This window comes from Modestobacter italicus (assembly GCF_000306785.1).
In the GTDB taxonomy this organism is placed as follows: domain Bacteria; phylum Actinomycetota; class Actinomycetes; order Mycobacteriales; family Geodermatophilaceae; genus Modestobacter; species Modestobacter italicus.
The window spans coordinates 4,765,524-4,789,768 of record NC_017955.1 but is presented as its reverse complement, the minus strand read 5'-3'; the positions used below and the strand labels follow the sequence as shown (position 1 = coordinate 4,789,768).

Annotated in this window: 17 protein-coding genes; 9 read left to right on the top strand and 8 right to left on the bottom strand. The window is 75.6% G+C overall.

All coding sequences use genetic code 11. The annotated features are described in order from the left end of the window. Positions 1 to 65: 65 nt before the first annotated feature. Positions 66 to 4,454: an nSTAND1 domain-containing NTPase gene (locus tag MODMU_RS22645; RefSeq protein ID WP_014742725.1), complete on the top strand. Its 4,389-nt coding sequence runs from the start codon at positions 66 to 68 to the stop codon at positions 4,452 to 4,454. Positions 4,455 to 4,478: 24 nt separating this feature from the next. Here the strand turns inward: MODMU_RS22645 and MODMU_RS22640 are convergent, their stop codons facing one another. After that, positions 4,479 to 4,742 (bottom strand): hypothetical protein, encoded by a 264-nt coding sequence (locus MODMU_RS22640; protein ID WP_014742724.1) that lies wholly within the window; start codon positions 4,740 to 4,742, stop codon positions 4,479 to 4,481. 174 nt (positions 4,743 to 4,916) lie between these two features. Here MODMU_RS22640 and MODMU_RS22635 point away from each other — a divergent pair, with 174 nt between their 5' ends. From MODMU_RS22635 to meaB, 5 genes are read left to right on the top strand one after another with little or no spacing between them, the layout of a single operon-like run. After that, positions 4,917 to 6,071 (top strand): glutamate--cysteine ligase, encoded by a 1,155-nt coding sequence (locus MODMU_RS22635; RefSeq protein ID WP_014742723.1) that lies wholly within the window; start codon positions 4,917 to 4,919, stop codon positions 6,069 to 6,071. Positions 6,072 to 6,091: 20 nt separating this feature from the next. Then, entirely contained in the window at positions 6,092 to 7,312 is a 1,221-nt protein-coding gene (locus tag MODMU_RS22630) for an amidohydrolase (RefSeq protein WP_166503587.1), read from the top strand. Positions 7,313 to 7,348: 36 nt separating this feature from the next. Then, positions 7,349 to 9,271 (top strand): methylmalonyl-CoA mutase subunit beta, encoded by a 1,923-nt coding sequence (locus MODMU_RS22625; protein ID WP_014742721.1) that lies wholly within the window; start codon positions 7,349 to 7,351, stop codon positions 9,269 to 9,271. After that, on the top strand, positions 9,268 to 11,478 hold the full coding sequence (gene scpA, locus MODMU_RS22620; RefSeq protein ID WP_014742720.1) for a methylmalonyl-CoA mutase: 2,211 nt from the start codon (positions 9,268 to 9,270) through the stop codon (positions 11,476 to 11,478). Before MODMU_RS22625 ends, scpA begins: the two co-directional genes overlap by 4 nt. 59 nt (positions 11,479 to 11,537) lie before the next feature. After that, positions 11,538 to 12,521: a methylmalonyl Co-A mutase-associated GTPase MeaB gene (gene meaB / locus MODMU_RS22615; protein ID WP_014742719.1), complete on the top strand. Its 984-nt coding sequence runs from the start codon at positions 11,538 to 11,540 to the stop codon at positions 12,519 to 12,521. Positions 12,522 to 12,526: 5 nt separating this feature from the next. Here the strand turns inward: meaB and MODMU_RS22610 are convergent, their stop codons facing one another. From MODMU_RS22610 to MODMU_RS22595, 4 genes are all read right to left on the bottom strand, one after another. Then, complete coding sequence (locus MODMU_RS22610; protein ID WP_166503586.1) at positions 12,527 to 12,952, bottom strand: GtrA family protein; 426 nt, start codon at positions 12,950 to 12,952, stop codon at positions 12,527 to 12,529. Beyond that, a complete protein-coding gene (locus MODMU_RS22605; protein WP_166503585.1) occupies positions 12,949 to 13,662 on the bottom strand; it encodes an SDR family NAD(P)-dependent oxidoreductase in 714 nt (237 codons plus the stop codon). The genes MODMU_RS22610 and MODMU_RS22605 overlap by 4 nt, the downstream gene beginning before the upstream one ends. Next, the gene (locus MODMU_RS22600) at positions 13,655 to 14,338 is read right to left on the bottom strand and encodes an IspD/TarI family cytidylyltransferase (RefSeq protein ID WP_014742716.1); all 684 of its coding nucleotides are present in this window, start codon (positions 14,336 to 14,338) and stop codon (positions 13,655 to 13,657) included. The genes MODMU_RS22605 and MODMU_RS22600 overlap by 8 nt, the downstream gene beginning before the upstream one ends. Before the next feature lie 114 nt (positions 14,339 to 14,452). Next, the gene (locus MODMU_RS22595; RefSeq protein WP_014742715.1) at positions 14,453 to 14,911 is read right to left on the bottom strand and encodes a gamma-glutamylcyclotransferase family protein; all 459 of its coding nucleotides are present in this window, start codon (positions 14,909 to 14,911) and stop codon (positions 14,453 to 14,455) included. 105 nt (positions 14,912 to 15,016) lie between these two features. Here MODMU_RS22595 and MODMU_RS22590 point away from each other — a divergent pair, with 105 nt between their 5' ends. The 3 genes from MODMU_RS22590 to MODMU_RS27360 all read left to right on the top strand — a co-directional run bounded on the left by MODMU_RS22590 (position 15,017) and on the right by MODMU_RS27360 (position 19,948). After that, entirely contained in the window at positions 15,017 to 16,426 is a 1,410-nt protein-coding gene (locus tag MODMU_RS22590; RefSeq protein ID WP_014742714.1) for an NAD(P)H-quinone dehydrogenase, read from the top strand. A gap of 69 nt (positions 16,427 to 16,495) precedes the next feature. Further along, positions 16,496 to 17,833, top strand: a complete 1,338-nt coding sequence (locus tag MODMU_RS22585) for a S8 family peptidase (RefSeq protein WP_014742713.1) — start codon at positions 16,496 to 16,498, stop codon at positions 17,831 to 17,833. Between the two features lie 66 nt (positions 17,834 to 17,899). Further along, a complete protein-coding gene (locus MODMU_RS27360) occupies positions 17,900 to 19,948 on the top strand; it encodes a fibronectin type III domain-containing protein (protein WP_014742712.1) in 2,049 nt (682 codons plus the stop codon). Between the two features lie 3 nt (positions 19,949 to 19,951). On the opposite strand, the gene MODMU_RS22575 is transcribed toward MODMU_RS27360, so the two are convergent. The 3 genes from MODMU_RS22575 to MODMU_RS27355 all read right to left on the bottom strand — a co-directional run bounded on the left by MODMU_RS22575 (position 19,952) and on the right by MODMU_RS27355 (position 24,216). Continuing rightward, positions 19,952 to 21,715, bottom strand: coding sequence for an acetyl/propionyl/methylcrotonyl-CoA carboxylase subunit alpha (locus tag MODMU_RS22575; RefSeq protein ID WP_014742711.1), 1,764 nt, complete (start codon positions 21,713 to 21,715; stop codon positions 19,952 to 19,954). Between the two features lie 75 nt (positions 21,716 to 21,790). Continuing rightward, complete coding sequence (locus MODMU_RS22570; RefSeq protein ID WP_014742710.1) at positions 21,791 to 22,279, bottom strand: hypothetical protein; 489 nt, start codon at positions 22,277 to 22,279, stop codon at positions 21,791 to 21,793. After that, positions 22,276 to 24,216, bottom strand: a complete 1,941-nt coding sequence (locus MODMU_RS27355) for a serine hydrolase (RefSeq protein WP_014742709.1) — start codon at positions 24,214 to 24,216, stop codon at positions 22,276 to 22,278. Before MODMU_RS27355 ends, MODMU_RS22570 begins: the two co-directional genes overlap by 4 nt. Positions 24,217 to 24,245 lie beyond the last annotated feature (29 nt).

Below are 24,245 nucleotides of genomic sequence, written 5' to 3'. Positions count from 1 at the left end.
ACGACCGGCACCGTCGCCGCGGCGGAACGGCCGCCGCGACCCCCCGCCGGCGCTACCGTGCCGCCATGCGCATCGCGGTCCTGGGACCGCTGGAGGTCCTGACGGACGACACCGCGCCGGTGCCGGTACCCGGCGCGAAGGAACGCCTGCTCCTCGCCGTCCTGACCGCGGGCGCGCCCGAGGTGGTCAGCGTCGACCGCATCGTCGAGTCGCTGTGGGACGGCTCCGCGCCGGCGTCGGCCCGGCGGTCGTTGCAGGCCCACGTGGTCCGGCTGCGCACCGCCCTGGAGCCAGGTCGCCCGAAGGGGTCGACCGGGCGGTACGTCGTGCGGCGGGGACCGGGGTACGCCCTCACCCTGGACCGGTCGCGCATCGACGCGCTCCAGGTCGTCGACCGGGCTGCCCGGGGCCACGCGCTCCTCGCGTCGGGCGACGCCACCGGAGCGCTGCGGGAACTGGACGCCGTGGTCGGCGCGTGGCGGGGTGAGCCCTACGCGGACTGGCCGGACGCCCCCTTCGCCGAGGCCGAGCGGGCGCGGCTGGCCGACGTCCGGGCCGGCGCTCTCGCCGGGCTGATCGAGGCCCGGCTCGAGCTCGGCCGGCACACCGAGGTGCTCCCCGAGCTCGAGCGGTTGGTCGCGGAGAACCCGCTGCGCGAGGACTGGTGGCGCCTGCTCATGCTGGCCCTCTACCGGGGCGGCCGGCAGGCGGACGCCCTGGCCGCCGGGCGGCGTGCCCGCGCCCTGCTGACCGAGGAGATCGGGGCGGACCCCGGGCCGGCCCTGCGCGACATGGAGACGGCCGTCCTGGCGCAGGACCCCCGGCTGGAGCTGCCGGCGGGGAGAGCCCCGCCGCAGCTCCCCGACGCCCCCGCGCACCCGGCGCCCTGCCCGTACAAGGGCCTGGCCGCCTACCAGGAGGCCGACGCCGGTCTGTTCCACGGTCGGCAGCGACTCGTCACGGGGCTGGTGGCCCGGCTGGTGGACCGGTCACTGCTCGTCGTCTCCGGCTCGAGCGGGGCGGGCAAGTCCTCGGTCGTGCGGGCCGGGTTGCTCCCGGCCCTCGCCCAGGGGGTCCTGCCGGGCAGCGGGACGTGGCTCCCGGTGGTGGTCACCCCCGGCCCGCGCCCGGTCGACGTGCTGGCGGGCCTGACGGGGGACCCGCCGCCCGCCGCACCCGTCGTCCTCGTCTGCGACCAGTTCGAGGAGCTCTGGTCGCCGGGGGCCGACCCGGCGGAGCGGACGGCGTTCCTGGACGCCGTGCTCGCCCTGCTCGACGACGGGGTCGTCGTGCGCTGCATCGCCGTGGTCCGCGGCGACCACGTGGGACGGCTCGCCGAGCACGCCGCGTTCGCGGAGCGGCTCGACGCCGCGGTCGTCCTCGTCCCGCCTCTGACCGACCCGGAGCTCCGCGAGGTCGTGCGTGAGCCGGCGCGGACCGTCGGGCTGGTCGCCGACCCGGAGCTGTTGGACGCCGTGGTCGCCGACGTGCTGGGTGAGCCGGGCGCCCTGCCGCTGCTGTCCACGGCGCTCGTCGGGACCTGGGAGCGGCGTCTCGGGGACCGGCTGACGCTCGCGGGCTACCTCGGGGCCGGCGGGGTGGCCGGGGCGCTGACCCGCTCCGCCGAGCTGGCGTACGCGGCCCTCGACGACGCCGGTCGGGAGCAGGCCCACCACCTCCTGGTGCGGCTCGCCGACCCGGGCGACGGCGGAGCGCTCGTCCGGCGCCCGGTCCCGCTGCGGGAGCTGGACCTCGACAGCGACACCGGGGCGGCGCGACGGGCGGTGGTGGCGGCGTTCGTCGGCCGCCGGCTGCTCGCGGTGCACGAGGACCGGCTCGAGGTCACGCACGAGGCGCTGCTCAGCGGGTGGCCCCGGCTGGCGGGGTGGCTGGAGGACGACGCGGCCGGCCGCGCAGTGCGGCGGCACCTCGCCCCGGCGGCCCGGGACTGGGCGGACGGCGGACGCCCGGACGACGAGCTCTACCGGGGTGCCCGGCTGTCGGCCGCGCTCGACTGGGCGGCCGGCGCCGACGCCGAGCTCACCCCGGTGGAGCGGGGGTTCCTGGACGCGTCGCGGTCCCGTGCCGACGAGGAGCTCACCGAGGCCCGGCAGCGCGGCGACCGGGAGGCCGCGGCCCGGCACCGGACCCGCCGGCTTGCGGGAGCGCTGGCCGTCGTCCTCGTGCTCGCACTGATCACCACCGTGCTGGCGGTGGTCGCCCGGCAGGACGCCCAGCGGACGTCGCTGGCGGCCGACGCGAACCGGCTGGCCGCGCTGTCGGCCAACGCCGACACGCTCGACCACTCCCTGCTCCTGGCCGCCCAGGCCGTCCGGCTGGCCGACACCCCGGACACGCAGGACGGGTTGCTCGCTGCGCTCACCGAGCACCGGCGGGTGGAGCAGGTCGTCCGCTTCGACGGCTACCCGTGGGCGGTCCACCTCGCCGACCGTGGCCGGGTGGCGTTCCTCGAGTCGGGCGCCGACGTCTCGGTGTGGCGGGTCGGCTCGGCCACACCGCCGGTCGTCCTGGACGCCCCCCGGGACTGGGGCGTAGGACGGCTGTCGGACCCCTCCCCGACGGAGGACGTGCTCATGGTCGCCGGTCAGGACGACGACGGGCCGTGGCTGCGGACCGTCGCCGCGGACGGGTCGACCCGGCTCGTCGCGGACGGTCCGGCGATCGGTGGGCTCCCGGTGGGCGGCGCGTTCAGTGCGGACGGTCGGCTGGTCCACCTGGTCGTGGCCGTCCCGGGCGACGCCGCGCCGGACGACGCCGTGCCGGACACGGCCACGGGCTGGAGCGTCACCGAGGTCGACGTGGCGGACGGTGCGTCCCGGCAGACCGGTGTCGGCGGCGTCTTCCCCGGTGCGGTGGAGGACCTGGCCGTCTCCTTCGCCGACGACGGCAGCTCCGCCGTCCTGTGGGACGCCGCGTCCGCGCAGCCGCCGCTGCTCATCGGGATGACCGACGGGCGGACGACCGTCGCCACTGCCCCGGCCCGCCCGGAGGCGAGCGCGGGCGTCCTGGCGCTGCCCCGGGGTGCGGCGCAGCTGTGGGCCGACGGCGGGGTGACCCTGCTGGACGGCGACGGCACCGCGGTCCAGCAGCTCGATGCCCACGACCAGCCGGTGCGGGACATCGCCGTCGCCCCCGACGGGAGCTGGGCGGTCACGGTCGGGGACGGCCCCGCCGTGGTCGTCTGGGACGTCGACCGGACCAGCGGTCGCTGGTCCCAGCGCGAGGAGCTCACCGGCCACGGCGGCGACGTCGTCGCCGTGACCGTCGACGAGCGCCGGGTCGTCACGATGTCGAAGGACGAGACCGTCATCAGCTGGGACATGTCCGCCGACGGCGGCTTCGGCCGGTCCGTGCCGGGCCTCGACGGCCGGTGGATCTCCAACCGGCCGCAGGTGGTCGAGCCCGGTCGCCTCGTCGTCGCGCCGACCCGCCCGGGGACCAGCGCTGGTGCGCGCGTCGGGGAGGCCGGCCCCGAGACGGTCAGCGTGGAGGCCACCTTCCTCGACCCGAGGTCCGGACGGGTCGTGGACTCCGTGCCCGTGGGCGACACGCTGCCACTGGCCTTCGGCTCGTCGGTGGCGGTCAGCCCCGACCGCAGCCTGGTCGCCGTCACCTGGGTGCGGGGCGTCACCGTGCTGGACGCCCGCACCCGCGAGGTGGTGACCACGGTGCCGCTGCCGCCCGACACCGTCGTCTACTGCGCCGGCTGGACGCCCGACGGCGCCCGGCTGCTGCTGTGCGCGGAGGGGCCCGTCCTCGACGGCGCGGCAGGGGGGCTCCTCGTCGTCGACACCGGGACGTGGCAGCCGCAGCCACCGGTGGACGTCCAGGGTCCCGCGGAGGGGATGGCGACCTCGCCCGACGACCGGCTGATCGCCCTGGGGAGCACCCTCCAGCCGGGGATCCGGCTCCTCGACGCCCGCACCCTGGACGTCGAGCGAGCGGTGCCGCTGGCCGTGTTCGACCTGGTGGGGGCGCTCGCCTTCTCGCCCGACGGCAGCCTGCTGGCCGCCGGGGGAGACAGAGGCCTGCTGCACGTGTTCGACACGGCCACGTGGCGGCCGGTGGGGGAGCCGGCGGCCGTGCACGACGAGTCGCTGCTGCAGGTCGAGTGGTTGCCCGACAGCCGGACCGTGGTCACCACCGGCCGGGACGGCACGGTGTCGCTGTTCGACGTCGACCGGGGGCTCGTGCGGGCACGGCGGCTGCCCGGGTCCGCCGTGCCCGGTGGGGGCTTCGCCCACCTCGTCCCGTCGCCGGTGGAGGAGGTCGTCGTCCTCAGCGGCGAGCGCCCCGGCTGGCGGTACCCGCTGGACCCCGCCGTCTGGCTGTCCGAGGCGTGCGCGGTCGTCGGCCGCGACCTCACCGCCGCCGAGCGGGACCGCTACCTGCCCGGCCGGGACGTCGGACCCACCTGCAGCGACCTCGGCTGACCCCAGTCCTCGGTCGGCGGGACGTCAGCCTGCGGGGAGGGCCCGGCACGCCGGCTGCCGGAGCAGGTGGCTCTCGTAGGCGTCGGAGACGACCTGCGGGCTGCCCGGCGCGTGGACGCCCCCTGGCCAGGACAGCACCTGCGCCAGCAGGGCCGCGCAGGCAGTGGGGTCGGCGACCGGTGCCGGGGCGGCTGCCCCGGCGGGGCCTGCACCGGCCAGCCCGGTGGCGAGGACGGCGGCGGCGGTGAGCGCGGCGGTGCGCTGCAGGACGGATCGGCGGGTGGACATGGCCGGACCTCCGGAGAGCGGGCCGGGGGAGTCCCGGCGACGCCCTGAGCACAGCCGGAGGCGGTTGTGGTCCTCATCCGGTGGGTTGCGGTCCGGTTGCCGCTGCCTGGCGCCGCGAGGGGTGGGAGCGGCCGCCGTCCGGCGGGTGATCGTGGTCGTCCTTAGACTCGCCGCGTGCAGATTCCCTTCCACTCCTCCGAGCGCTCGAGCCTGGGCGTCGAGTGGGAGCTCCAGCTCATCGACCCGCAGAGCCGCGAGCTCACTGCGGGGGCCACCGAGATCCTCGCCGACATCACCCCCGACGGCCTCGACGAGCACCCCAAGGCCAAGCACGAGCTGCTGCAGTCGACGATCGAGATCATCACCGGCGTCTGCACCACCGTGGGGGAGGCCAAGGCCGACCTGGCCGGCACCCTGGCCGAGGTCGTGGCCGCCGCCGAGCGCCGCGGGCTGGGCGTGATGTGCGCCGGCAGCCACCCCTTCACCCGCTGGGACTCCCAGCAGATCTCGCCGAAGGAGCGGTACGCCCAGCTCGTCGAGCGGATGCAGTGGCTCGCCCGCCGGCTGCAGATCTTCGGGGTGCACGTGCACGTCGGCGTTCAGTCGCCGGAGAAGGCGATCCCGATCGTCAACGCGCTGTCCCAGTACCTGCCGCACTTCCTCGCGCTGTCGGCGTCCTCGCCGTTCTGGGCCGGCTGCGACACCGGGCTCGCCTCCTCGCGCACCAAGGTCTTCGAGGGGATGCCGACCGGCGGGCTCCCGCACCAGCTCGCCGACTGGGCCGAGTTCGAGGAGTACATGGAGACCCTGATCCGGGCAGGGGCCATCGAGAGCGTCCGCGAGGTGTGGTGGGACGTCCGCCCGCACCCGGACTTCGGCACCGTGGAGCTGCGGGTCTGCGACGGCCTGCCCACCCTGGACGAGATCGGTGCCGTCGCCGCGCTGGCGCAGTGCCTGGTCGAGCAGTTCGACACCCAGCTCGACCGCGGCTACACGCTGCCCGCGCCCACCGAGTGGGTCCTGCGGGAGAACAAGTGGCGGGCGGTCCGCTACGGGCTGGACGCCGAGATCGTCGTCGACGAGCAGGGCACCGTCGCGCCGGTCCGGCAGGAGATCGCCCACCTGGTCGAGGAGCTCATGCCGGTCGCCCGCCGGCTCGGCTGCGAGGCCGAGCTCGCCGACGTCACGCGGGTGCTCGCCGTCGGTGCCTCCTACCAGCGCCAGCGGGCCGTGGCCGCCGCCGCCGACGGCGACCTGCTGCCGGTCGTGGACAGCCTGCTGGCCGAGATGCGCGACGGGCTGCCCGCGGCGTCGCCGGCCCGCCCGTGACGGTGCCGGGGGAGGGCGACGTGACCGACCGGCCCGGGGACGACGCCGGCGCGGCGGTGGACGCCTGGTCCCGGGCCCACCACGACGAGCTGGTCGCCGTCCGCCGGCACCTGCACGCGCACCCCGAGCTGGGCTTCGCCGAGCGGGAGACCACCGCCTTCCTCGAGGCCCGGCTGGCCGCCGCCGGGCTGCAGCCGCGGCGTCTCATGGGCGGCACCGGGCTGGTCTGCGACGTCGTCGGCGGCGAGGGCCCGGTCGTGGTGCTGCGGGCCGACATCGACGCGCTGCCGCTGCACGACCTCAAGGACGTGCCCTACGCCTCGACCCGCGACGGGCTCTGCCACGCCTGCGGGCACGACGTGCACACCACCGTGCTGCTCGGCGTCGCGCTGGCGCTGGCCGCGCTGGAGGAGTTCCCCGGCACGGTGCGCTGCGTCTTCCAGCCGGCCGAGGAGCAGGTGCCCGGCGGTGGCCTGCAGGTCGTCGACGAGGGCCTGCTCGCCGGCGCGAGCCGGGCCTTCGCGCTGCACTGCGACCCGTCGCTGCCGGTCGGCATGGTCGGCCTGCGCACCGGCTCGATCACCGCGGCCTGCGACCGGGTCGAGGTCACGCTCACCGGGCCCGGCGGGCACACCGCCCGCCCGCAGCTGACCGTCGACCTGGTGCACGCGCTGGGCCGGGTGGTCACCGAGGTGCCGGGGCTGCTGTCCCGGCTGGTCGACCCCCGCTCCAGCGTCTCGCTGGTCTGGGGCGCGGTCAGCTCCGGGGTGGCGCCCAACGCGATCCCGCAGACCGGCACCCTGCGCGGCACGCTGCGCGTGCTGGACCGCGCGGTCTGGAGCGAGGCGGAGGACCTGGTGCGCCGGCTGGTCACCGAGGTGGCCCAGCTCTCCGGCGCCGGGGTGGACATCGAGTACGTGCGCGGCGTGCCGCCGGTGGTCAACGACCCGCGCAGCGTCGCGCTGCTGCGCTCCGCGGCGCTGGAGACGGTCGGCGGCGAGGGGCTGGCGCAGTCGCCGCAGAGCATGGGCGGGGAGGACTTCGGCTGGTTCGCCGAGGTGCTGCCGATCGCGCTGGCCCGGCTGGGCACGCACGGCTCCGGCGAGCCGTTGGACCTGCACCGCGGCACCTTCGACGTCGACGAGCGGGCGATCGACGTGGGCGTGCGGCTGATGGCCCGCACCGCGCTGCACGCGCTGACGGCGGACGCCGCTGCGGTGCTCGGTAACGTGCCCGGGTAGAGGCTGCACAGGCACCTGAGAGGCAGGGACCCGACGATGCGTTCCACCGACCAGCAGACCGCGAGACCCGAGGGAGCGCCGCCGGCCGAACCGGCGGCCCCCGCGGTGCTCGAGCTCGCCGGGGAGTTCCCGGCCGCGAGCCGGGCGCAGTGGCGCGACCTGGTCGCCGGGGTGCTCCGCAAGGCCGGCCGGGACGAGCTGCCCGACCCGGTCGAGGAGGCGCTGCGGGTGCCGGTCGCCACCGGCGTCAGCGTCGCCCCGCTGTACACCGCCGAGGACGCCGGCGACCTGCCGGCGCTGGCCGGGGTGCCCGGTCTGCCGCCGTTCGTGCGCGGCGCCCGGGCCGGTGCGGCGGGGGTGACCGCCGCTGCTGGCGCCGACACCGAGGTGCCCGCCGGCTGGGACGTCCGGCAGCGGCACGCCGACCCGGACGTCGCAGCCACCCGCGAGGCGATCGCGGCGGACCTGGAGAACGGCGTCTCCTCGCTGTGGCTGGTGCTCGGCGAGGGCGCGGTGCCGGTCGGGTCGCTGGGCGACGTGCTCGCCGACGTGCTGCTGGACCTCGCGCCGCTGACCCTGTCCGGTGGTGTCCCGGCGGCCGAGGCGTTCCTCGCCCTGGTCGAGGGCCGCACCGACCTGGCGCCGGGGGGCTGCCTGGGCCTGGACCCGCTCGGCCTGCAGGCCGCGACCGGGCAGGCGCAGGACCTCTCCGGGCTGGCCGACCTGGCCCGCCGGACGCCGGCCGGGTGGCGCAGCGTGGTGGTCGACGGCACGGTGTTCGCCGACGCGGGCGCCTCGGCGGTGGAGGAGCTCGGCTGCGCGGTCGCCGCCGGGGTGGCCTACCTGCGGGGTCTGACCGACGCGGGGCTGGGCGTGGACGAGGCGTTCGGCCAGCTGGAGTTCCGGTTCTCCGCGTCGGCGGACCAGTTCACGACGATCGCCGGGCTGCGGGCCGCCCGCCGGCTGTGGGACCGGGTGGGCGAGGCCAGCGGGGCGTCGCCGCAGGCGCGGGCGATGCGGCAGCACGCGGTGACCTCGTCGGTGATGACCACCCGGCACGACCCGTGGGTGAACATGCTGCGCACCACGGTGGCCTGCTTCGCCGCGGGGGTGGGCGGCGCGGACGTCGTCACCGTGCAGCCCTTCGACGCCGCTCTCGGCCTGCCCGACGCCTTCGCCCGGCGGACCGCCCGCAACACCCAGAGCCTGCTGGTGGAGGAGGGGTCGCTGGCCCGGGTGCTCGACCCGGCCGGTGGCTCCTGGTACGTCGAGTCGCTCACCGAGGAGCTGGCCCAGACCGCGTGGGCGTGGTTCACCGAGATCGAGCGGGCCGGTGGCCTGGCCGCGGCGCTGGACTCCGGCCTGGTCGGCGAGCGGATCGCCGCGGCCTGGTCCGAGCGCGAGCGGCGGCTGGCCACCCGCGCCGACGCGCTCACCGGGGTCAGCGAGTTCCCCAACCCCGCGGAGGTGCTGCCCTCCCGCCGTCCGGCCGCCGCCCCGCCGTCCGGGGGCCTGCCCCGGGTGCGGGCGGCCGCGGCGTTCGAGGACCTGCGCGACGCGGTCGAGGCGGTCGAGCCCCGGCCGCGGGTGCACCTGGCCACCCTGGGCCCGGTCGCGCGGCACACCGCCCGGGCGACGTTCGCGGCCAACCTCTTCGGCGCCGGCGGCCTGCAGACCACCACCGGTGACGGCGCCGCGAGCCTCGACGGGGCCTCCGTGGTCTGCATCTGCGGCACCGACCGCGACTACGCCGACGGTGCCGCGGCGCTGGCCGCCGAGCTGCGGGCCGCCGGCGCAGCCCAGGTGTGGCTCGCCGGGCCGCCGTCCCTGGGGATCGACGGCGTCGACGGGTACGTGTACGCCGGCTGCGACGCGATCGCCGTCCTGACAACCGTCCTCGACCAGCTCGGGATCCACCACAAGCGCGCTCTCGGTGAGCAGGAGGAGGTCACGACATGAGCGGCATCCCCGACTTCGGCGACCTGGAGCTGGGCCGGCCCACCGTCCACGCCACGGGTGAGGACTGGACGGCGGCGTACGAGGCGGCGACCGGGCGGAGCGTGGCGGAGGCGACCTGGGAGACGCCGGAGGGCATCGCGGTACCGCCGCTGGCCACCGCCGCGGACCTGGCCGACGTGGACTTCCTGGGCACCTATCCCGGCATCGTCCCGTACCTGCGCGGGCCCTATCCGACGATGTACACGACCCAGCCGTGGACGGTGCGGCAGTACGCCGGCTTCTCCACCGCGGCGGAGTCCAACGCGTTCTACCGGCGCAACCTGGCCGCCGGGCAGAAGGGGCTCTCCGTCGCCTTCGACCTGCCCACCCACCGCGGGTACGACTCCGACCACCCCCGGGTGGTCGGTGACGTCGGGATGGCGGGGGTGGCGATCGACTCGATCCTGGACATGCGGCAGCTGTTCGACGGCATCCCGCTGGACCGGATGAGCGTGTCGATGACGATGAACGGCGCGGTGCTGCCGGTGCTGGCGCTCTACGTCGTGGCCGCGGAGGAGCAGGGGGTGAGCCCGGACCAGCTCACGGGGACGATCCAGAACGACATCCTCAAGGAGTTCATGGTCCGCAACACCTACATCTACCCGCCCAAGCCCTCGATGCAGATCATCAGCGACATCTTCGCGTTCACCTCCACGCAGATGCCGCGGTACAACTCGATCTCCATCTCCGGCTACCACATCCAGGAGGCCGGGGCGACGGCCGACCTGGAGCTGGCCTACACCCTCGCCGACGGCGTGGAGTACCTGCAGGCCGGCAAGGCCGCGGGCATGGACGTCGACGTGTTCGCCCCCCGGCTGTCCTTCTTCTGGGGCATCGGCATGAACTTCTTCATGGAGGTCGCCAAGCTCCGCGCCGGCAGGTTGCTGTGGGCCAAGCTGGTGCGCGAGGCCGGTGCGCAGAAGGACAAGTCCATGTCGCTGCGCACCCACTCGCAGACCTCCGGGTGGTCGCTGACCGCCCAGGACGTCTACAACAACGTCGTCCGCACCTGCCTGGAGGCGATGGCCGCCACCCAGGGGCACACCCAGTCGCTGCACACCAACGCCCTGGACGAGGCGCTCGCGCTGCCCACGGACTTCTCCGCCCGGATCGCCCGCAACACCCAGCTGCTGCTGCAGCAGGAGTCGGGGACGACGCGGGTGATCGACCCGTGGGGCGGGTCGGCGTACGTGGAGCGCCTCACCTACGACCTCGCCCGCCGCGCGTGGGCGCACATCCAGGAGGTCGCCGCGCACGGCGGCATGGCGCAGGCGATCGACGACGGCATCCCCAAGCTGCGCATCGAGGAGGCCGCCGCGCGCACCCAGGCGCGGATCGACTCCGGCCGGCAGCCGGTGATCGGGGTCAACAAGTACCGGGTCGCCGCCGACGAGGCCGTCGACGTGCTCCGGGTGGACAACGCCGACGTGCTGGCCCAGCAGAAGGCCCGGCTGACCGAGCTCCGCGCCTCCCGCGACTCCCGTGCCGTGGGGGAGTCGCTGGCCCGGCTGACCGACGCCGCGCGGGCCGCGGCGGAGGGACGACGTGGGAACGACCTGGACGCGAACCTGCTGAAGCTCGCCGTCGATGCGGCGCGGGCCAAGGCCACGGTGGGGGAGATCTCCGACGCGCTGGAGGCGGTCTACGGCCGGCACGCCGGGCAGGTGCGCACCATCTCCGGTGTGTACCGCGACGAAGCCGGAGGATCGGCGCCCGTGGAGGAGACCCGGGCGATGGCCGCGGAGTTCGCCGAGGCCGAGGGCCGCCGCCCGCGGATCCTGGTGGCCAAGATGGGCCAGGACGGCCACGACCGCGGCCAGAAGGTCATCGCCACCGCGTTCGCCGACCTCGGCTTCGACGTCGACGTCGGCCCGCTGTTCCAGACCCCCGACGAGGTCGCCCGCCAGGCGGTGGAGGCCGACGTGCACGTCGTCGGCGTCTCCTCCCTCGCCGCCGGCCACCTCACTCTCGTGCCCGCGCTGCGCGACGCCCTCGCCGCGCTCGGCGCCGACGACGTCCTGGTCGTGGTCGGCGGGGTCATCCCACCCGACGACGTCCCGACGCTGCGCGAGATGGGCGCCGCCGCCGTCTTCCCACCCGGCACCGTCATCGCCGACGCCGCCCAGGACCTCCTCCGCACGCTCGCCGCCCGGCTCGGCCACTCGTGAGCGACTCCCGGGCTTCCGGTACCGAAAGCCCGGGGCTCTCGGTACAGAAAGCCCCGGGGGTGGACGTCGCAGGGCTCGCGGACGGCGTGCTGGCGGGGGACCGGCGGGCGATGGCGCGGGCCATCACGCTGGTCGAGTCCCGGCGCGCCGACCACCGGGAGGCGGCCCAGGAGCTGCTCGTCGCGCTGCTGCCGCACGCCGGCGGGGCTCGCCGGGTCGGGATCAGCGGCGTGCCCGGGGTCGGGAAGTCGACGTTCATCGACACCCTCGGCATCTCGCTGACCGCGGCCGGCTCCAAGGTCGCCGTCCTGGCCGTCGACCCCTCGTCGGCGCGGTCGGGCGGGTCGATCCTGGGCGACAAGACCCGGATGTCCCGGCTGGCGGTCGACGAGCGCGCGTTCATCCGGCCGGCGCCGACCGCCGGCACGCTGGGCGGGGTGGCGCAGGCGACCCGGGAGTCGATGGTGGTGGTCGAGGCCGCCGGTCACGACGTCGTGCTGGTGGAGACCGTCGGCGTCGGCCAGTCGGAGGTGACCGTCGCGGAGATGGTCGACTCCTTCCTGTTCCTCACCCTCGCCCGCACCGGTGACCAGCTGCAGGGCATCAAGCGCGGCATCCTGGAGATCGCCGACGTCATCGCGGTGAACAAGGCCGACGGGCCCGGCGAGGTCGACGCCCGCCGCGCCGCCCGCGAGCTGGGCGGGGCGATCCGGATGCTGCGCGGGCGCGGTGACGGCTGGGAGGTCCCGGTGCTCACCTGCGCGGGGCTCACCGGGGAGGGGCTCGACGAGGTCTGGGCCAAGGTCGTCGAGCACCAGGACCGGATGCGTGCGTCCGGGGAGCTCGACGAGCGGCGCCGGGCCCAGCAGGTGCGCTGGGTCTGGCAGATGGTGCGCGACGGCCTGGAGCACCGGCTGCGCAGCGACCCCGGCGTCCGGGCACTCACCCCGGAGCTGGAGGCGGCGGTGACCGCGGGCCGGCTCACCCCGGCGCTGGCCGCCCGCCGGCTGCTCGACGCGTTCCTCGAACGGCCGGCGGGCTGAGCGGCTCAGTCCTTGAAGACGACGGTCCGCAGCATCACGAAGTTGCAGACCGTGCCGAAGCCCTGCGAGATGGCCCAGGCCAGCGTCACCGTCCACCAGCGGTCCGGCAGGACGGCGAGGGCCAGCGCGTTGACGCCGAGGATGACGAAGAACGTCGTCCCGTAGAGCAGCACGAACCCGAGCGCCCGGCGCCGGCCGCCCTCCACCCCGAACGCCCACCGGCGGTTGAGCGCGTAGGCGGTGCTGGTGCCGCAGATGAAGCTCAGCGCCCGGGCGGCGTGCACCCACAGGCCCAGGTGCAGCGCCAGGGTGTAGACCCCGAGGTCGACGATCGCGCTGAACGCGCCGACCACGCCGAACCGGATGACCTGGCCCCACAGGTCGTTCTTGCGCGGAGCGGCCGTCGTCGGCTGCTCGTCCACGGGCTTCACTGCCGTACCACCAGGTTGGTGCTGTCGACGAACCTGCCGACGTCGGTGCTGAGCATCTCGATGACCGCGGCGACGTCCTCGGGCTGCATGATCGTGGTCGGGTCCTCCTCGGGCGCCAGGGTGCGGCGCAGGTCGGTCGCGGTGCGGCCGGGGGAGATGCACGCGACGCGGGTGCCGTAGATGGCCAGCTCCTCGCGGAGGACCTCGCTCATGTTGATCACCGCTGCCTTGGACGCCGAGTAGGTGAGCCACCCCGACCGGCCGTGCAGGCCGGCGGTCGAGGCGATGTTGACGATCAGGCTGAACCGGTTGCCGGCGTGCAGCAGGCCCTGGATCACGCTGAACGGCGCGTACAGGTTGACCGCCATCGTCCGCTCGAACTCGGCGAAGTCGATCTGGTGCACGGGCTCGGGCTTGGTGTAGCCGGCGTTGTTGACCAGGACGTCGACGTTGCCATGGGTGGCGTGGACCTGGTCGACCAGCTCCAGGACGCCGGCCCGGTCGGCCAGGTCGAGCCGGTAGGGCCACACCTTCACCGCGGGGGAGGCGACCTCGGTGAGGTGGGCGACCGCGGCGTCGAAGGCGGGGGAGTCGCGGGCGACGAGGACGACCTGCTCGACGTCGTCCCGGCGGGCGAAGCGCTCGGCGGTGGCCAGGCCGATGCCGCGCGAGGCACCGGTGACCAGCACCGTGCGCCGGCGGTCACTCATCGTCGGCCTGGGCGTGCAGCAGGGAGACCGCCAGGTGGATGTCGGTCGGCGTGGTCACCTTGATGTTCGTGTCCGCGCCGTCCACGAAGTGGACCTCCAGCCCGGCGGCGGCGAGCAGCGTCGCGTCCTCGGTGAAGACGACGTCCTGCCCGGCGGCGAACGCGTGCGCCTTGCGCAGGTCGGCCAGGCTGAACTTCTGCGGCAGCTGGACGTTGCGCAGCTGGTCGCGGTCCAGGTACCCGGTGACCCGGTGCGTCGCCGGGTCGACCGGCGCCACGGTGAACGACAGCGGGGCCATGTAGCTCACGTTCCGCTCGGGTGCGGCGATGAGCCGGGCGAAGTCGGCGGACCGGACCAGCGGGCGGGCGGCCTCGTGCAGCACCACGTCGTCGTGGGCGCACAGGTCCAGCGAGGCGGCCACGGAGGCCTGCCGGGTCGCGCCGGCGGGGACGAGGTCGACCCGGGTGCGGATCGCGTAGTCGTGCACCAGGCCCGCGACGTCGTCGCGCCAGCCCTCGGGGTAGTTCAGCACGATCTGGTCGATCTCCGGCACGGCGTCGGCGGCCACCAGCGAGTACACCAGGATCGGGATGCCGTTCACCTTGATGAACTGCTTGGGCTGCGGGGCACCCATCCGCCGTCCACTGCCGCCGTTGAGCAGCACGAGTGTGTACACGTTGATCCTCTGCCTGGCTGAGGGGACGGGGAGCGGAACCGCAGGCGGCTCGAGGGTAACCGGGGCGGGGCGGCCGCCCGCCGCCCGCGGACGACGCCCGCGACGGGTGGGGCGTCAGGTGCTGGTGGAGCGGCAGTCGCGCCGGCGGAGGTCCAGCAGGTAGTCGTCCGGTGCCCCGGCGGCCTCGGCGGCGTCGGCGATCGCGCCGAGGTGGCGGGCCGAGGGCAGCCCGCCCTCGAAGGCGTCCAGCGCGTACGCGAAGGCCACCACGTCGCCGGCCAGGGTGTGCACCCGCAGCCGCACCTTGCGGTAGAGCCCGTGGTCGACGCCCTCCCAGGCGTCCAGCGTCCGCTCGTCGGCCTCGGTGAGGTCGTAGAGGGCGACGAAGACGCCCGGTGAGCCGTCGTCGACCGGGACGAGGGTGGCCAGCGCGCCGTCCCAGCCGAACTCCTCCGCGCCGAAGGTCAGCCGCCAGCCCGGGATCCAGCCGGTGCCGGAGAACGGGGAGGACGGGCAGCGCTGCAGCATCTGCGCCGGGTCCATGTTCGACCCGTACGCGGCGTAGAGGGCCATCCCGCTGACGATAGCGAGCGCCCTGCACCGGGGCCTCCCCGCGTCGGTGGCCGGCAGCGGGGACAATGGGGACCGATCACCGGACCAGAGTGGAGACCAGCACACATGACCCGCATCGTCATCATCGGCGGTGGCCCGGCCGGCTACGAGGCCGCGCTCGTCGCCGCCCAGCTCGGTGCGGACGTCACCGTGATCGAACGCGACGGCGTCGGGGGTGCGAGCGTGCTCACCGACTGCGTCCCGTCCAAGACGCTCATCGCCGCGGCCGGCGCCATGACGGCCGTCCGCGACTCCGCCGTCCTCGGGCTGCGCGGCAACGACCTGGGCACCGTGGGCCTGGACCTCGCGGCGGTGAACCAGCGGATCAAGGGGCTGGCGGTCGCCCAGTCCGCCGACATCCACGCCCGGCTGGAGTCCGAGGGCGTCCGGCTGGTCAGCGGCCAGGGCCGGCTCTCCGACGAGGAGCGCGGCCTGGCCGCGCACCGGGTCGAGGTGCTCGACCGGGCCGGCACGGTGGTCGAGGAGCTGGAGGGCGACGTGGTCCTCATCGCCACCGGCGCCGACCCCCGGGTGCTGCCCGGCGCCGAGCCGGACGGCGAGCGGATCCTGTCCTGGCGCGACGTCTACGACCTCGAGGAGCTGCCCGAGCACCTCGTCGTCGTCGGCTCGGGCGTCACCGGCGCCGAGTTCGCCTCCGGGTACCTGGAGGCCGGCGTCCCGGTCACCCTGGTCTCCTCCCGGGACCAGGTCCTGCCCGGTGAGGACGCCGACGCCGCCGCCGTGGTCGAGGAGGTCTTCCAGTCCCGCGGCGGGCGGATCGCCGAGCGCGGCCGGGCCGAGAAGGTGCTGCGCACCGAGAAGGGCGTCCGGGTCGAGCTGACCGACGGCCGCGTCGTCGAGGGCTCGCACGCGCTGATGACCGTGGGCACCGTGCCGAACACCGACGGGCTGAACCTGGAGGCGTGCGGGGTCGAGGTGACCAAGGCCGGGCACATCCTGGTCGACCGGGTCTCCCGCACCACCGTCCCGGGCATCTACGCCGCCGGCGACGTCACCGGCGTCTTCCAGCTCGCCTCGGTCGCGGCGATGCAGGGCCGCATCGCGATGTGGCACGCCCTGGGCGAGGCGGTGGCGCCGATCCGGCTCAAGACGGTCGCGGCCAACGTCTTCACCCACCCCGAGATCGCCACGGTCGGGGTGCAGGAGAAGTCGCTCACCGAGGGGGCCGACGTCGAGGTGGTCCGGCTGCCGCTGGCCACCAACGCCCGGGCCAAGATGGGCGACCTGCACGACGGCTTCGTGAAGCTCTACGCCCGGCGCTCCACCGACGTCGTCATCGGCGGGGTCGTGGTGGCCCCGGGGGCGTCGGAGCTGATCCTGCCGATCGCGCTGGCGGTCACCAAGGGGCTCACGGCCGGCGACCTCGCCCAGACCTTCGCGATCTACCCGTCGCTGTCGGGCTCCATCACCGAGGCCGGCCGCCGGCTGATGGGGATCGAGGACGAGCACAGCTGACCCGCCCCCGGCCGGGGGTCACGCGATCGGAGGATCCGGTCCCGTCGGCCGGGTGCCGATGAGACCGATGTGCAGCATCACCCCGCCCGCCGGCTCGTCGTCGCCCTGGCCGGCTCGGTCCTCGCCGTGCTCGGCTGCGTGGCCGGCGCCCCGGCCGCCTCGGCCGCCGACGGCGGGCAGGTCAGCATCGACGTCCTCACCGTCGTCGACGGCGAGTACGTCGTCGAGACGGTCACCGCGCCCCGGGACCGGGCAGCGGCCACGGAGGAGACGCTCGAGGACCGGGCCGACGTCGTCGCCGCCGACGCCGCGGTCGACTACCGGCTCGACGCCGACCCGTACTGGGAGGCCGACGACCCGCAGGCGATGAGCTCGGTCACCGACGTCTGGCCCCGCACCCGCGGTGCCGGCCAGGTGGTGGCCGTGCTGGACACCGCGGTCGACGGCAGCCACCCCGACCTCGCCGGCGCGGTGCTCGCCGGCACCGACACCACCGGGCTGGCCGCCGACCCGGCCGAGTGGCACGGCACCGGGGTCGCCGGCGTCATCGCCGCCCGGGACGGCAACGGCGCGGGCAGCGCCGGGATGGCACCGCAGGCCCGGGTCCTGCCGGTGCGGGTGTGCACCAGCGCGACCTGCCCGTCGGCCGCCGTCGCCCGGGGCGTCCTCTGGGCCGCCGACCACGGCGCGGACGTGATCAACATGTCGCTGTCCGGCGGCTACTCCGACGTGACCGCCACCGCCGTCCGCTACGCGCTGGACAAGGGCGTCTCCGTCGTCGCCTCCGCCGGCAACGACGGGCAGAACGGCAACGCGGTGCTGTACCCGGCCGCTCTCGAGGGGGTCATCGCGGTCTCGGCCACCACACCGGAGGCCGCCCCGGCGCCGTGGGCGCAGCACGGCTGGCAGGTCGACGTCTCCGCCGTCGGCGAGAGCGTGGTGCTGCCGTACCGCGGCACCGGGTACACCAGCGGCACGGGCACCTCCTTCGCCGGCCCGGCGGTGGCCGGGGCGGTCGCCCTGCTGCGCGCCGGCCACCCGGGGATCAGCCCCGCGCAGGTGCAGGCCGCGCTGCAGGCCGGCGCGGACGGCGGCGGCAGCTGGGACCGCGGCTACGGAGCCGGCCGGCTGGACGTGCCGGCCGCCTTCACCGCCGCGGACCAGGTCGGCGCGGCCCCCACCGTCACGCCGTCCGCGGGGGCCGTCGACGTCTCCTGGCCGGCGGTCGCCGGGGCCGCCGGGTACTCGGTGCGGGTCGACGGCGTCGTCCGGGCCAGCGTGACCGGCACCAGCGCCCGGGTGACCGGGCTGACCGACGGCACCCAGGTGGCGGTCGACGTGCAGGCCGACAGCGGTGCCCGCAGCCTGCCGGCGCTGGCGTCCGTCGGCGCCGGGGCCCCGCCCTAAAGGGCCCTGCAGGCGGCCACGCTGCGCACGGCCGGCGCCAGCGCCGTCCTCGACGTCACTGCGACGGTGACCGGGCCGGTCGCGGCGCGGTACTCGCTGCTCCAGGACGGCGCCAGCGTCGGCACCTACGCGCTGCCGCTCACCGGCTCGCCGCAGACCTTCGGCCTCACCCTCGCCGCGATGCCCAGCTACGAGACGCGGTGGCAGCTGCGCGGCGTCGACGACCTGGGGCGCGCGTCGGCCCCCTCCAACGCGATCACCACCGGCACGACCCGCCCGGCCCCGCCCGCGGCGCCGACCGGGGTGTCCGGCAGGACCGACGGCAGCCGGGTGCTGCTGAGCTGGGACGACGCCGGCCCCGCGTACACGTACACCGTCCGGGTGGGCGGGTCGGTCGTGGCCAGCCCGCGGACCGCGGGCGTCACGCTCGCCGCCCCGCTGGGCGTGACCCGCAGCTACGCGGTGGCCGTCGTCGACGCCTGGGGCCAGTCCAGCGCGACGTCGAGCGTGACCCTCACCCCGGCCGGTGCCTCGCCCCCGGCTGCGCCGACCGGGGTGACCGCCGTGGGCGGCGACCGCAGCGCGGTCGTCCGCTGGACGGCCGCGACGGCCAACGGCAGCCCGGTCACCGGCTACACGGTGACCGCGGCCCCGGGCGGGGCGACGGCGACGACGACCGGTGCCACCACGGCCACGCTGACCGGGCTGACCAACGGCACCGCGTACACGTTCTCCGTCACCGCGACCAACGCGGCGGGCACCGGCCCGGCCAGCGCGCCGAGCCCGGCGGCGGTGCCACGGTCCACCGACCCGGTCGGCCAGGCGTGGGCCGCCAGCGGAGGCGAGGCCGGACCGCTCGGGGCGTCCACCGCGGCGAAGGTCTGCGGGCTGGTCGGCGGCGGCTGCTTCCAGACGTTCCAGCAGGGCGCCGTCTACTGGTCGCCGGGCACCGGTGCGCGGCTGGTGCTGTCCGGACCGGTCCGGGACCGGTGGGCCGCGACGCGGTGGGAGACAGGGCCGCTGGGCTACCCGGTCGGCGACACGGTGTGCGGCGCGGCCGGGGGCACGTGCTCGCAGGCCTTCCAGGGCGGGTCGGTGGTGAGCAGCACCGCCGGCGGCACGCGCGTGGTGCGCGGCGCGATCCGGGACCGGTGGACCGCCTCGGGCTCCCTGTCCGGGCCGCTGGGCGCGCCGGTCGGCGAGGAGACCTGCGGCCTGCGCGACGGTGGCTGCTTCCAGGCCTTCGAGCGCGGGGCGGTGTACTGGTCGCCGGGCACGGGCGCGCGGCTGGTGCTGTCCGGCGCGGTGCGGGACCGGTGGGCGGCGGCGCGCTGGGAGACCGGCGCGCTGGGCTACCCGACCGGGGACACGACCTGCGGGCTGCGCGACGCCGGCTGCTTCCAGCTGTTCCAGGGCGGCTCGGTGTACGTGAGCGCCGGGTCGAGGGCGACGGTCGTGACCGGTGCGCTGCGCGACCGGTGGGGCGCGTCGGGCTGGGAGAACGGCGCGCTGGGCTACCCGACCGCCGACCAGGTGTGCGGGCTGCGCGACGGCGGCTGCTTCCAGACCTTCCAGAAGGGCGCCGTCTACCGGTCGAACACCACGGGCGCGCGGCTGGTGCTGTCCGGTGCGGTCCGGGACCGGTGGGCGGCGGCGCGGTGGGAGACCGGCGCGCTGGGCTACCCGACCGGGGACACGACCTGCGGGCTGCGCGACGGCGGCTGCTTCCAGCTGTTCCAGGGCGGCTCGGTGTACGTGAGCGCCGGGTCGAGGGCGACGGTCGTGACCGGTGCGCTGCGCGACCGGTGGGGCGCGTCGGGCTGGGAGAACGGCCCGCTGGGCTACCCGACCGCCGACCAGGTGTGCGGGCTGCGCGACGGCGGCTGCTTCCAGGTGTTCCAGCAGGGGTCGGTCTACTGGTCACCGGCCAGCGGCGCGCACGCCCTGACCAACCGGTACACCCGCGAGCGCTGGGGAGCGCTGGGCTGGGAGAACGGCCGGCTGGGCTACCCACTCGAGGAGGAGCGCGCCGTCGCCGGCGGCACCACCCAGCGCTTCCAGGGCGGCACCCTCACCTTCGTCGCGGCCACGACCGAGGTCCGGGTCGCGTACTGAGCCCTACTCGGCGGCGTCGGTGATGGTGCAGAGGACGGCGCCGCTGGTGACGCTGGCGCCGACCTCGGCGGACAGCCCGGACACGGTGCCGGCCTTGTGCGCGGTGATGGGCTGCTCCATCTTCATCGCCTCGAGGACGACGACCAGGTCACCGGCGGCGACGGTGGCACCGTCCTCGACCGCGACCTTGACGATGGTGCCCTGCATGGGCGCGGTGAGGGAGTCACCGGAGGCGGCCGAGCCGCCGTGCCCGCCGCCGCGCTTGCGCGGCTTCGCCCCGCCGCTGGCCGGGGCCGCCCCACCGCCGCCCGCGGCCAGCCCGGCGGGCAGCGACACCTCCAGCCGGCGGCCGCCGACCTCGACCACGACGGTCTGCCGCGGCTCGGCGTCCTCGGACTCCGCGGCCGGGCCGTAGGGCGGGACCTGGTTGTCCCACTCGGTCTCGATCCACCGGGTGTGCACGGTGAACGGCTCGGCGGTGAACGCCTCGTCGGCGACGACGGCGCGGTGGAACGGGACGACGGTGGGCATGCCCTCGACGACCAGTTCGGCCAGCGCGCGGCGGGCGCGCTGCAACGCCTCGGTGCGGGTGGCGCCGGTGACGATCAGCTTGGCCAGCATGGAGTCGAAGGCGCCGGCGACCTCACCGCCGGTCTCCACGCCGGAGTCCCAGCGCACGCCGGGGCCCTGCGGGACCTCCAGCCGGGTGACCGGGCCGGGGGCGGGCATGAAGTTGCGCCCGGCGTCCTCGGCGTTGATCCGGAACTCGATGCTGTGCCCGCGCGGGGTGGGGTCGGCGGTGATCTCCAGCGGCAGGCCCTGCGCGATCCGGAACTGCTGGCGGACCAGGTCGATGCCCGACGTCTCCTCACTCACGGGGTGCTCGACCTGCAGCCGGGTGTTGACCTCGAGGAAGGAGATCGAGCCGTCGGTGCCGACCAGGTACTCCACGGTGCCGGCACCGACGTAGCCGGCCTCGGCGCAGATGGCCTTGGCCGAGGAGTGGATGCGCTCGCGCTGCTCGTCGGTGAGGAACGGCGCGGGGGCCTCCTCGACCAGCTTCTGGTTGCGGCGCTGCAGCGAGCAGTCGCGGGTACCGACGACGATGACGGTGCCGTGGGTGTCGGCGAGCACCTGGGCCTCGACGTGCCGGGGCTTGTCCAGGAAGCGTTCGACGAAGCACTCGCCGCGGCCGAACGCCGACACCGCCTCGCGGACGGCGGAGTCGAACAGCTCGGGGATCTCCTCGATCGTGCGGGCGACCTTCAGCCCGCGGCCGCCGCCGCCGAACGCGGCCTTGATGGCCACCGGGAGGCCGTGCTCCTTGGCGAAGGCGATGACCTCCTCGGCGTCGGCGACCGGGTCCTTGGTGCCCGGCACCAGCGGTGCGCCGGCGCGGGTGGCGATGTGCCGGGCGGCGACCTTGTCACCGAGGTCGATGATCGCCTGCGGGGAGGGGCCGATCCAGGTCAGACCGGCGTCGATGACGGCCTGGGCGAACCCGGCGTTCTCGCTCAGGAAGCCGTAGCCGGGGTGCACCGCGTCGGCGCCGGACCGCCGCGCGACGTCGATGATCTTGTCGATGACCAGGTAGGAGTCGCCGGGGGTGGTGCCGCCCAGGGCGAAGGCCTCGTCGGCGGCGCGCACGTGCAGGGCGTCCCGGTCGGGCTCGGCGTAGACCGCGACGCTGGTCAGCCCGGCGTCCCGGCAGGCGCGTGCGACACGCACCGCGATCTCACCGCGGTTGGCGATCAGGACCTTCTGCACCGACGAACTCCCCTCCGAGCGGACGCCCGGACTCTAGTCAGCGCGATCGGCCGCTGCCTCCGCAGGGCGGGCGGCTCAGCCGCCGCAGTCGACCTCCAGCTCGACCCGGCCGGTCGACCCGCCGTCGTGGACGAGCGGCGCGGCGAGGGAGAGGTGGCGGCCGGAGACCTCGTAGCGGCCGGTCGCGACGTCGGAGGTGGCCGACAGCCCGACGTCGTCGAGGGCGAGGTGCGCGCCGCCGGGGGTGACGTCGAGCCGGATCGTCGCGGTGTCGGCGGACGCCTCGATCCGGGTGCCGTCGGCGGTCTGGCTGCACTGGCCGGTGACGGGGGCGCGCAGCTCGCCGGCGCCGGTCAGGGTCACCACCGCCGTGCCGGTGGCCGGCCCGGCGGGCAAGGCGGCGAGCGCCTGCGCCTCGGCGCTGCCGGCCGGCGTGGGCGGCGCCGGTGCCGGGGTGGTCGAGGCCGCCGGCGACCCGGCCGCGGGCTCGTCGGCGCTGCCCGTGCAGCCGAGCAGCGCGGCCTGCAGGACGACCGCACCGGCGACCAGCCGCAGCCGCCTCACGGCGTCGCCCCGCTCGCGTCGCCGGTCGTCGGCGCCGTCGTCGTCGGTGCGGCCGGTGTCGGTGTCGCCGTGGGTGTGGGTGTGGGGGTGGGTGTCGGGGTGGGGACGGCGGCCGGTGCGGGGGTGCGCGTCGGCTGCGGGGTGACCGCGGTCGGTGCCGCGTCCGCGTCCCGGAGGACCTGGCCGGACGGGGTCAGCGTCAGGCTGCCGCGCTGGAAGTCGACGCGGGTGCCGCCGGCCACCGGGTGCGGGTCGCTGGTCGGGTAGCCGAGCGGGCCGCGCTCGTACCCCTGGGCGCCGTAGGCGGTGAGCAGGTCACCGCCGAGCCAGTGCGCACCGGTGGTCCGCGTCCAGTAGAGGGCGCCGTGCTGGAAGACGGAGACGGCACCGCCGTTGACGAGGGTCAGCTCGTCCCGGGTCGGGTAGCCGAGCTCGCCCTGCCCGGCGCCGAGGGTCTCGTACGCGGTGAGGATCGGCCCCCGGACCGGGTGGGCGCCGCCCTGGGGTGACCAGTAGACGGCGCCGCCGGAGAACCGGCTCACCGCCCCGCCGGGCAGGCGGGTCTCCTCGCTGGTCGGGTAGCCGAGCCAGCCCCGCTCCCACCCGGTCGCGCCGTACGCGCCCAGGATGGCGCCGCCGACCGCGTGCGCGCCGGTGGCCGGTGACCAGTAGACGTAGCCGCCCTGGAACCGGTTCAGCGCCCCGCCGGTCAGCGCGAGCTCGTCGCTGGTCGGGTAGCCCAGCACGCCCTTCTCCCAGTCGTAGCTGCCGTACCGGGCCAGGATGTTGCCGCCGACCGCGTGCGCGCCGGTGCGCGGTGACCAGTAGATCGAGCCGCCCTGGAACCGGCTGAGCGCGCCGCCGGCCAGCGGGATCTCGTCGCTGACCGGGTAGCGCAGCACGCTGCGCTCGTAGCCGTAGGCCCCGTACTTGCGGAGGATGTCCCCGGCGACCCAGTGCGGGCCGGTGGACGGCGTCCAGTAGACGAACCCGCCCTGGAACCGGCTCACCGCGCCGCCGGGCAGGCCGAGCTCGTCGCTGGTCGGGTAGCCCAGCAGGCTGCGGGTGCCGCCCATCCGGTACCAGAGCTCACCGATGTCGCCCTGCACGCGGGGGATGAGCCCCTCGGGGAACATCGTGCGCACCGCCCCGGTGATCGAGGCCTCCAGGTGCGCCGTCCCGCGGTCGGAGGGCTCGCGGGTGAGCACGGCCACGGCGTACCGGCCGTCCGGGCCGACGAGCCCGGTGGAGTGCCGGTAGGCGCTGCCGTTGACGCAGCACATCCAGCCCTGCTTCTGGGCGATCACGCGCTCCAGCGGCAGCCCGTCGTGCAGCCCGAAGAACTGCCGGCCGCCGTCGCCCTGCTCGGTCGACTGGCGCAACTGGTCGACGATCCAGTCCCGCGAGCCGGCGGACAGCCCGCCGGAGCCGTCCATCAGCCGCTGGTAGAAGACGACGATGTCGTGGGCGGTGATCAGCGTGTTGCCCCAGTAGCGGACGTTGCTGGTCAGCCCGGTCTCGCTCAGGCCGTACCGGGCGATGACGTCGCCGACGATCGCGTTGGTGCCGTAGCTGCTCCAGAACCGGTTGGCCGCGGCGTCGTAGGACTCGCGCAGCATCCGGGACATGTCGGTCAGGTCGGCCGCGGTGAGCCGGATCTGCCCGAGGTCGCGCCGGTGCAGCAGGTTCTCGGCGATGAACAGCTTCATCACCGACGCCGACTCGATCCGGGTGTGCGCGGCGGCGCCGTTGTCGCGGTACAGCCCGGTGCCGCGGTCGAACAGCGCGATCGCGACGGTCGTCCCCGCCCCGGTCGCGTAGCCGCTGCCGGCCGAGACCCGGTCCTGCCACTGGTCCGCCCGGGCGGCCGATGCCGGCCCGAGGACGGCGACCAGCCCGGTCAACAGGCAGAGCAGTGCCCTGGTTCGACGCTTCACCGACAACTCCCCCGTGGTCCTGATCCGAC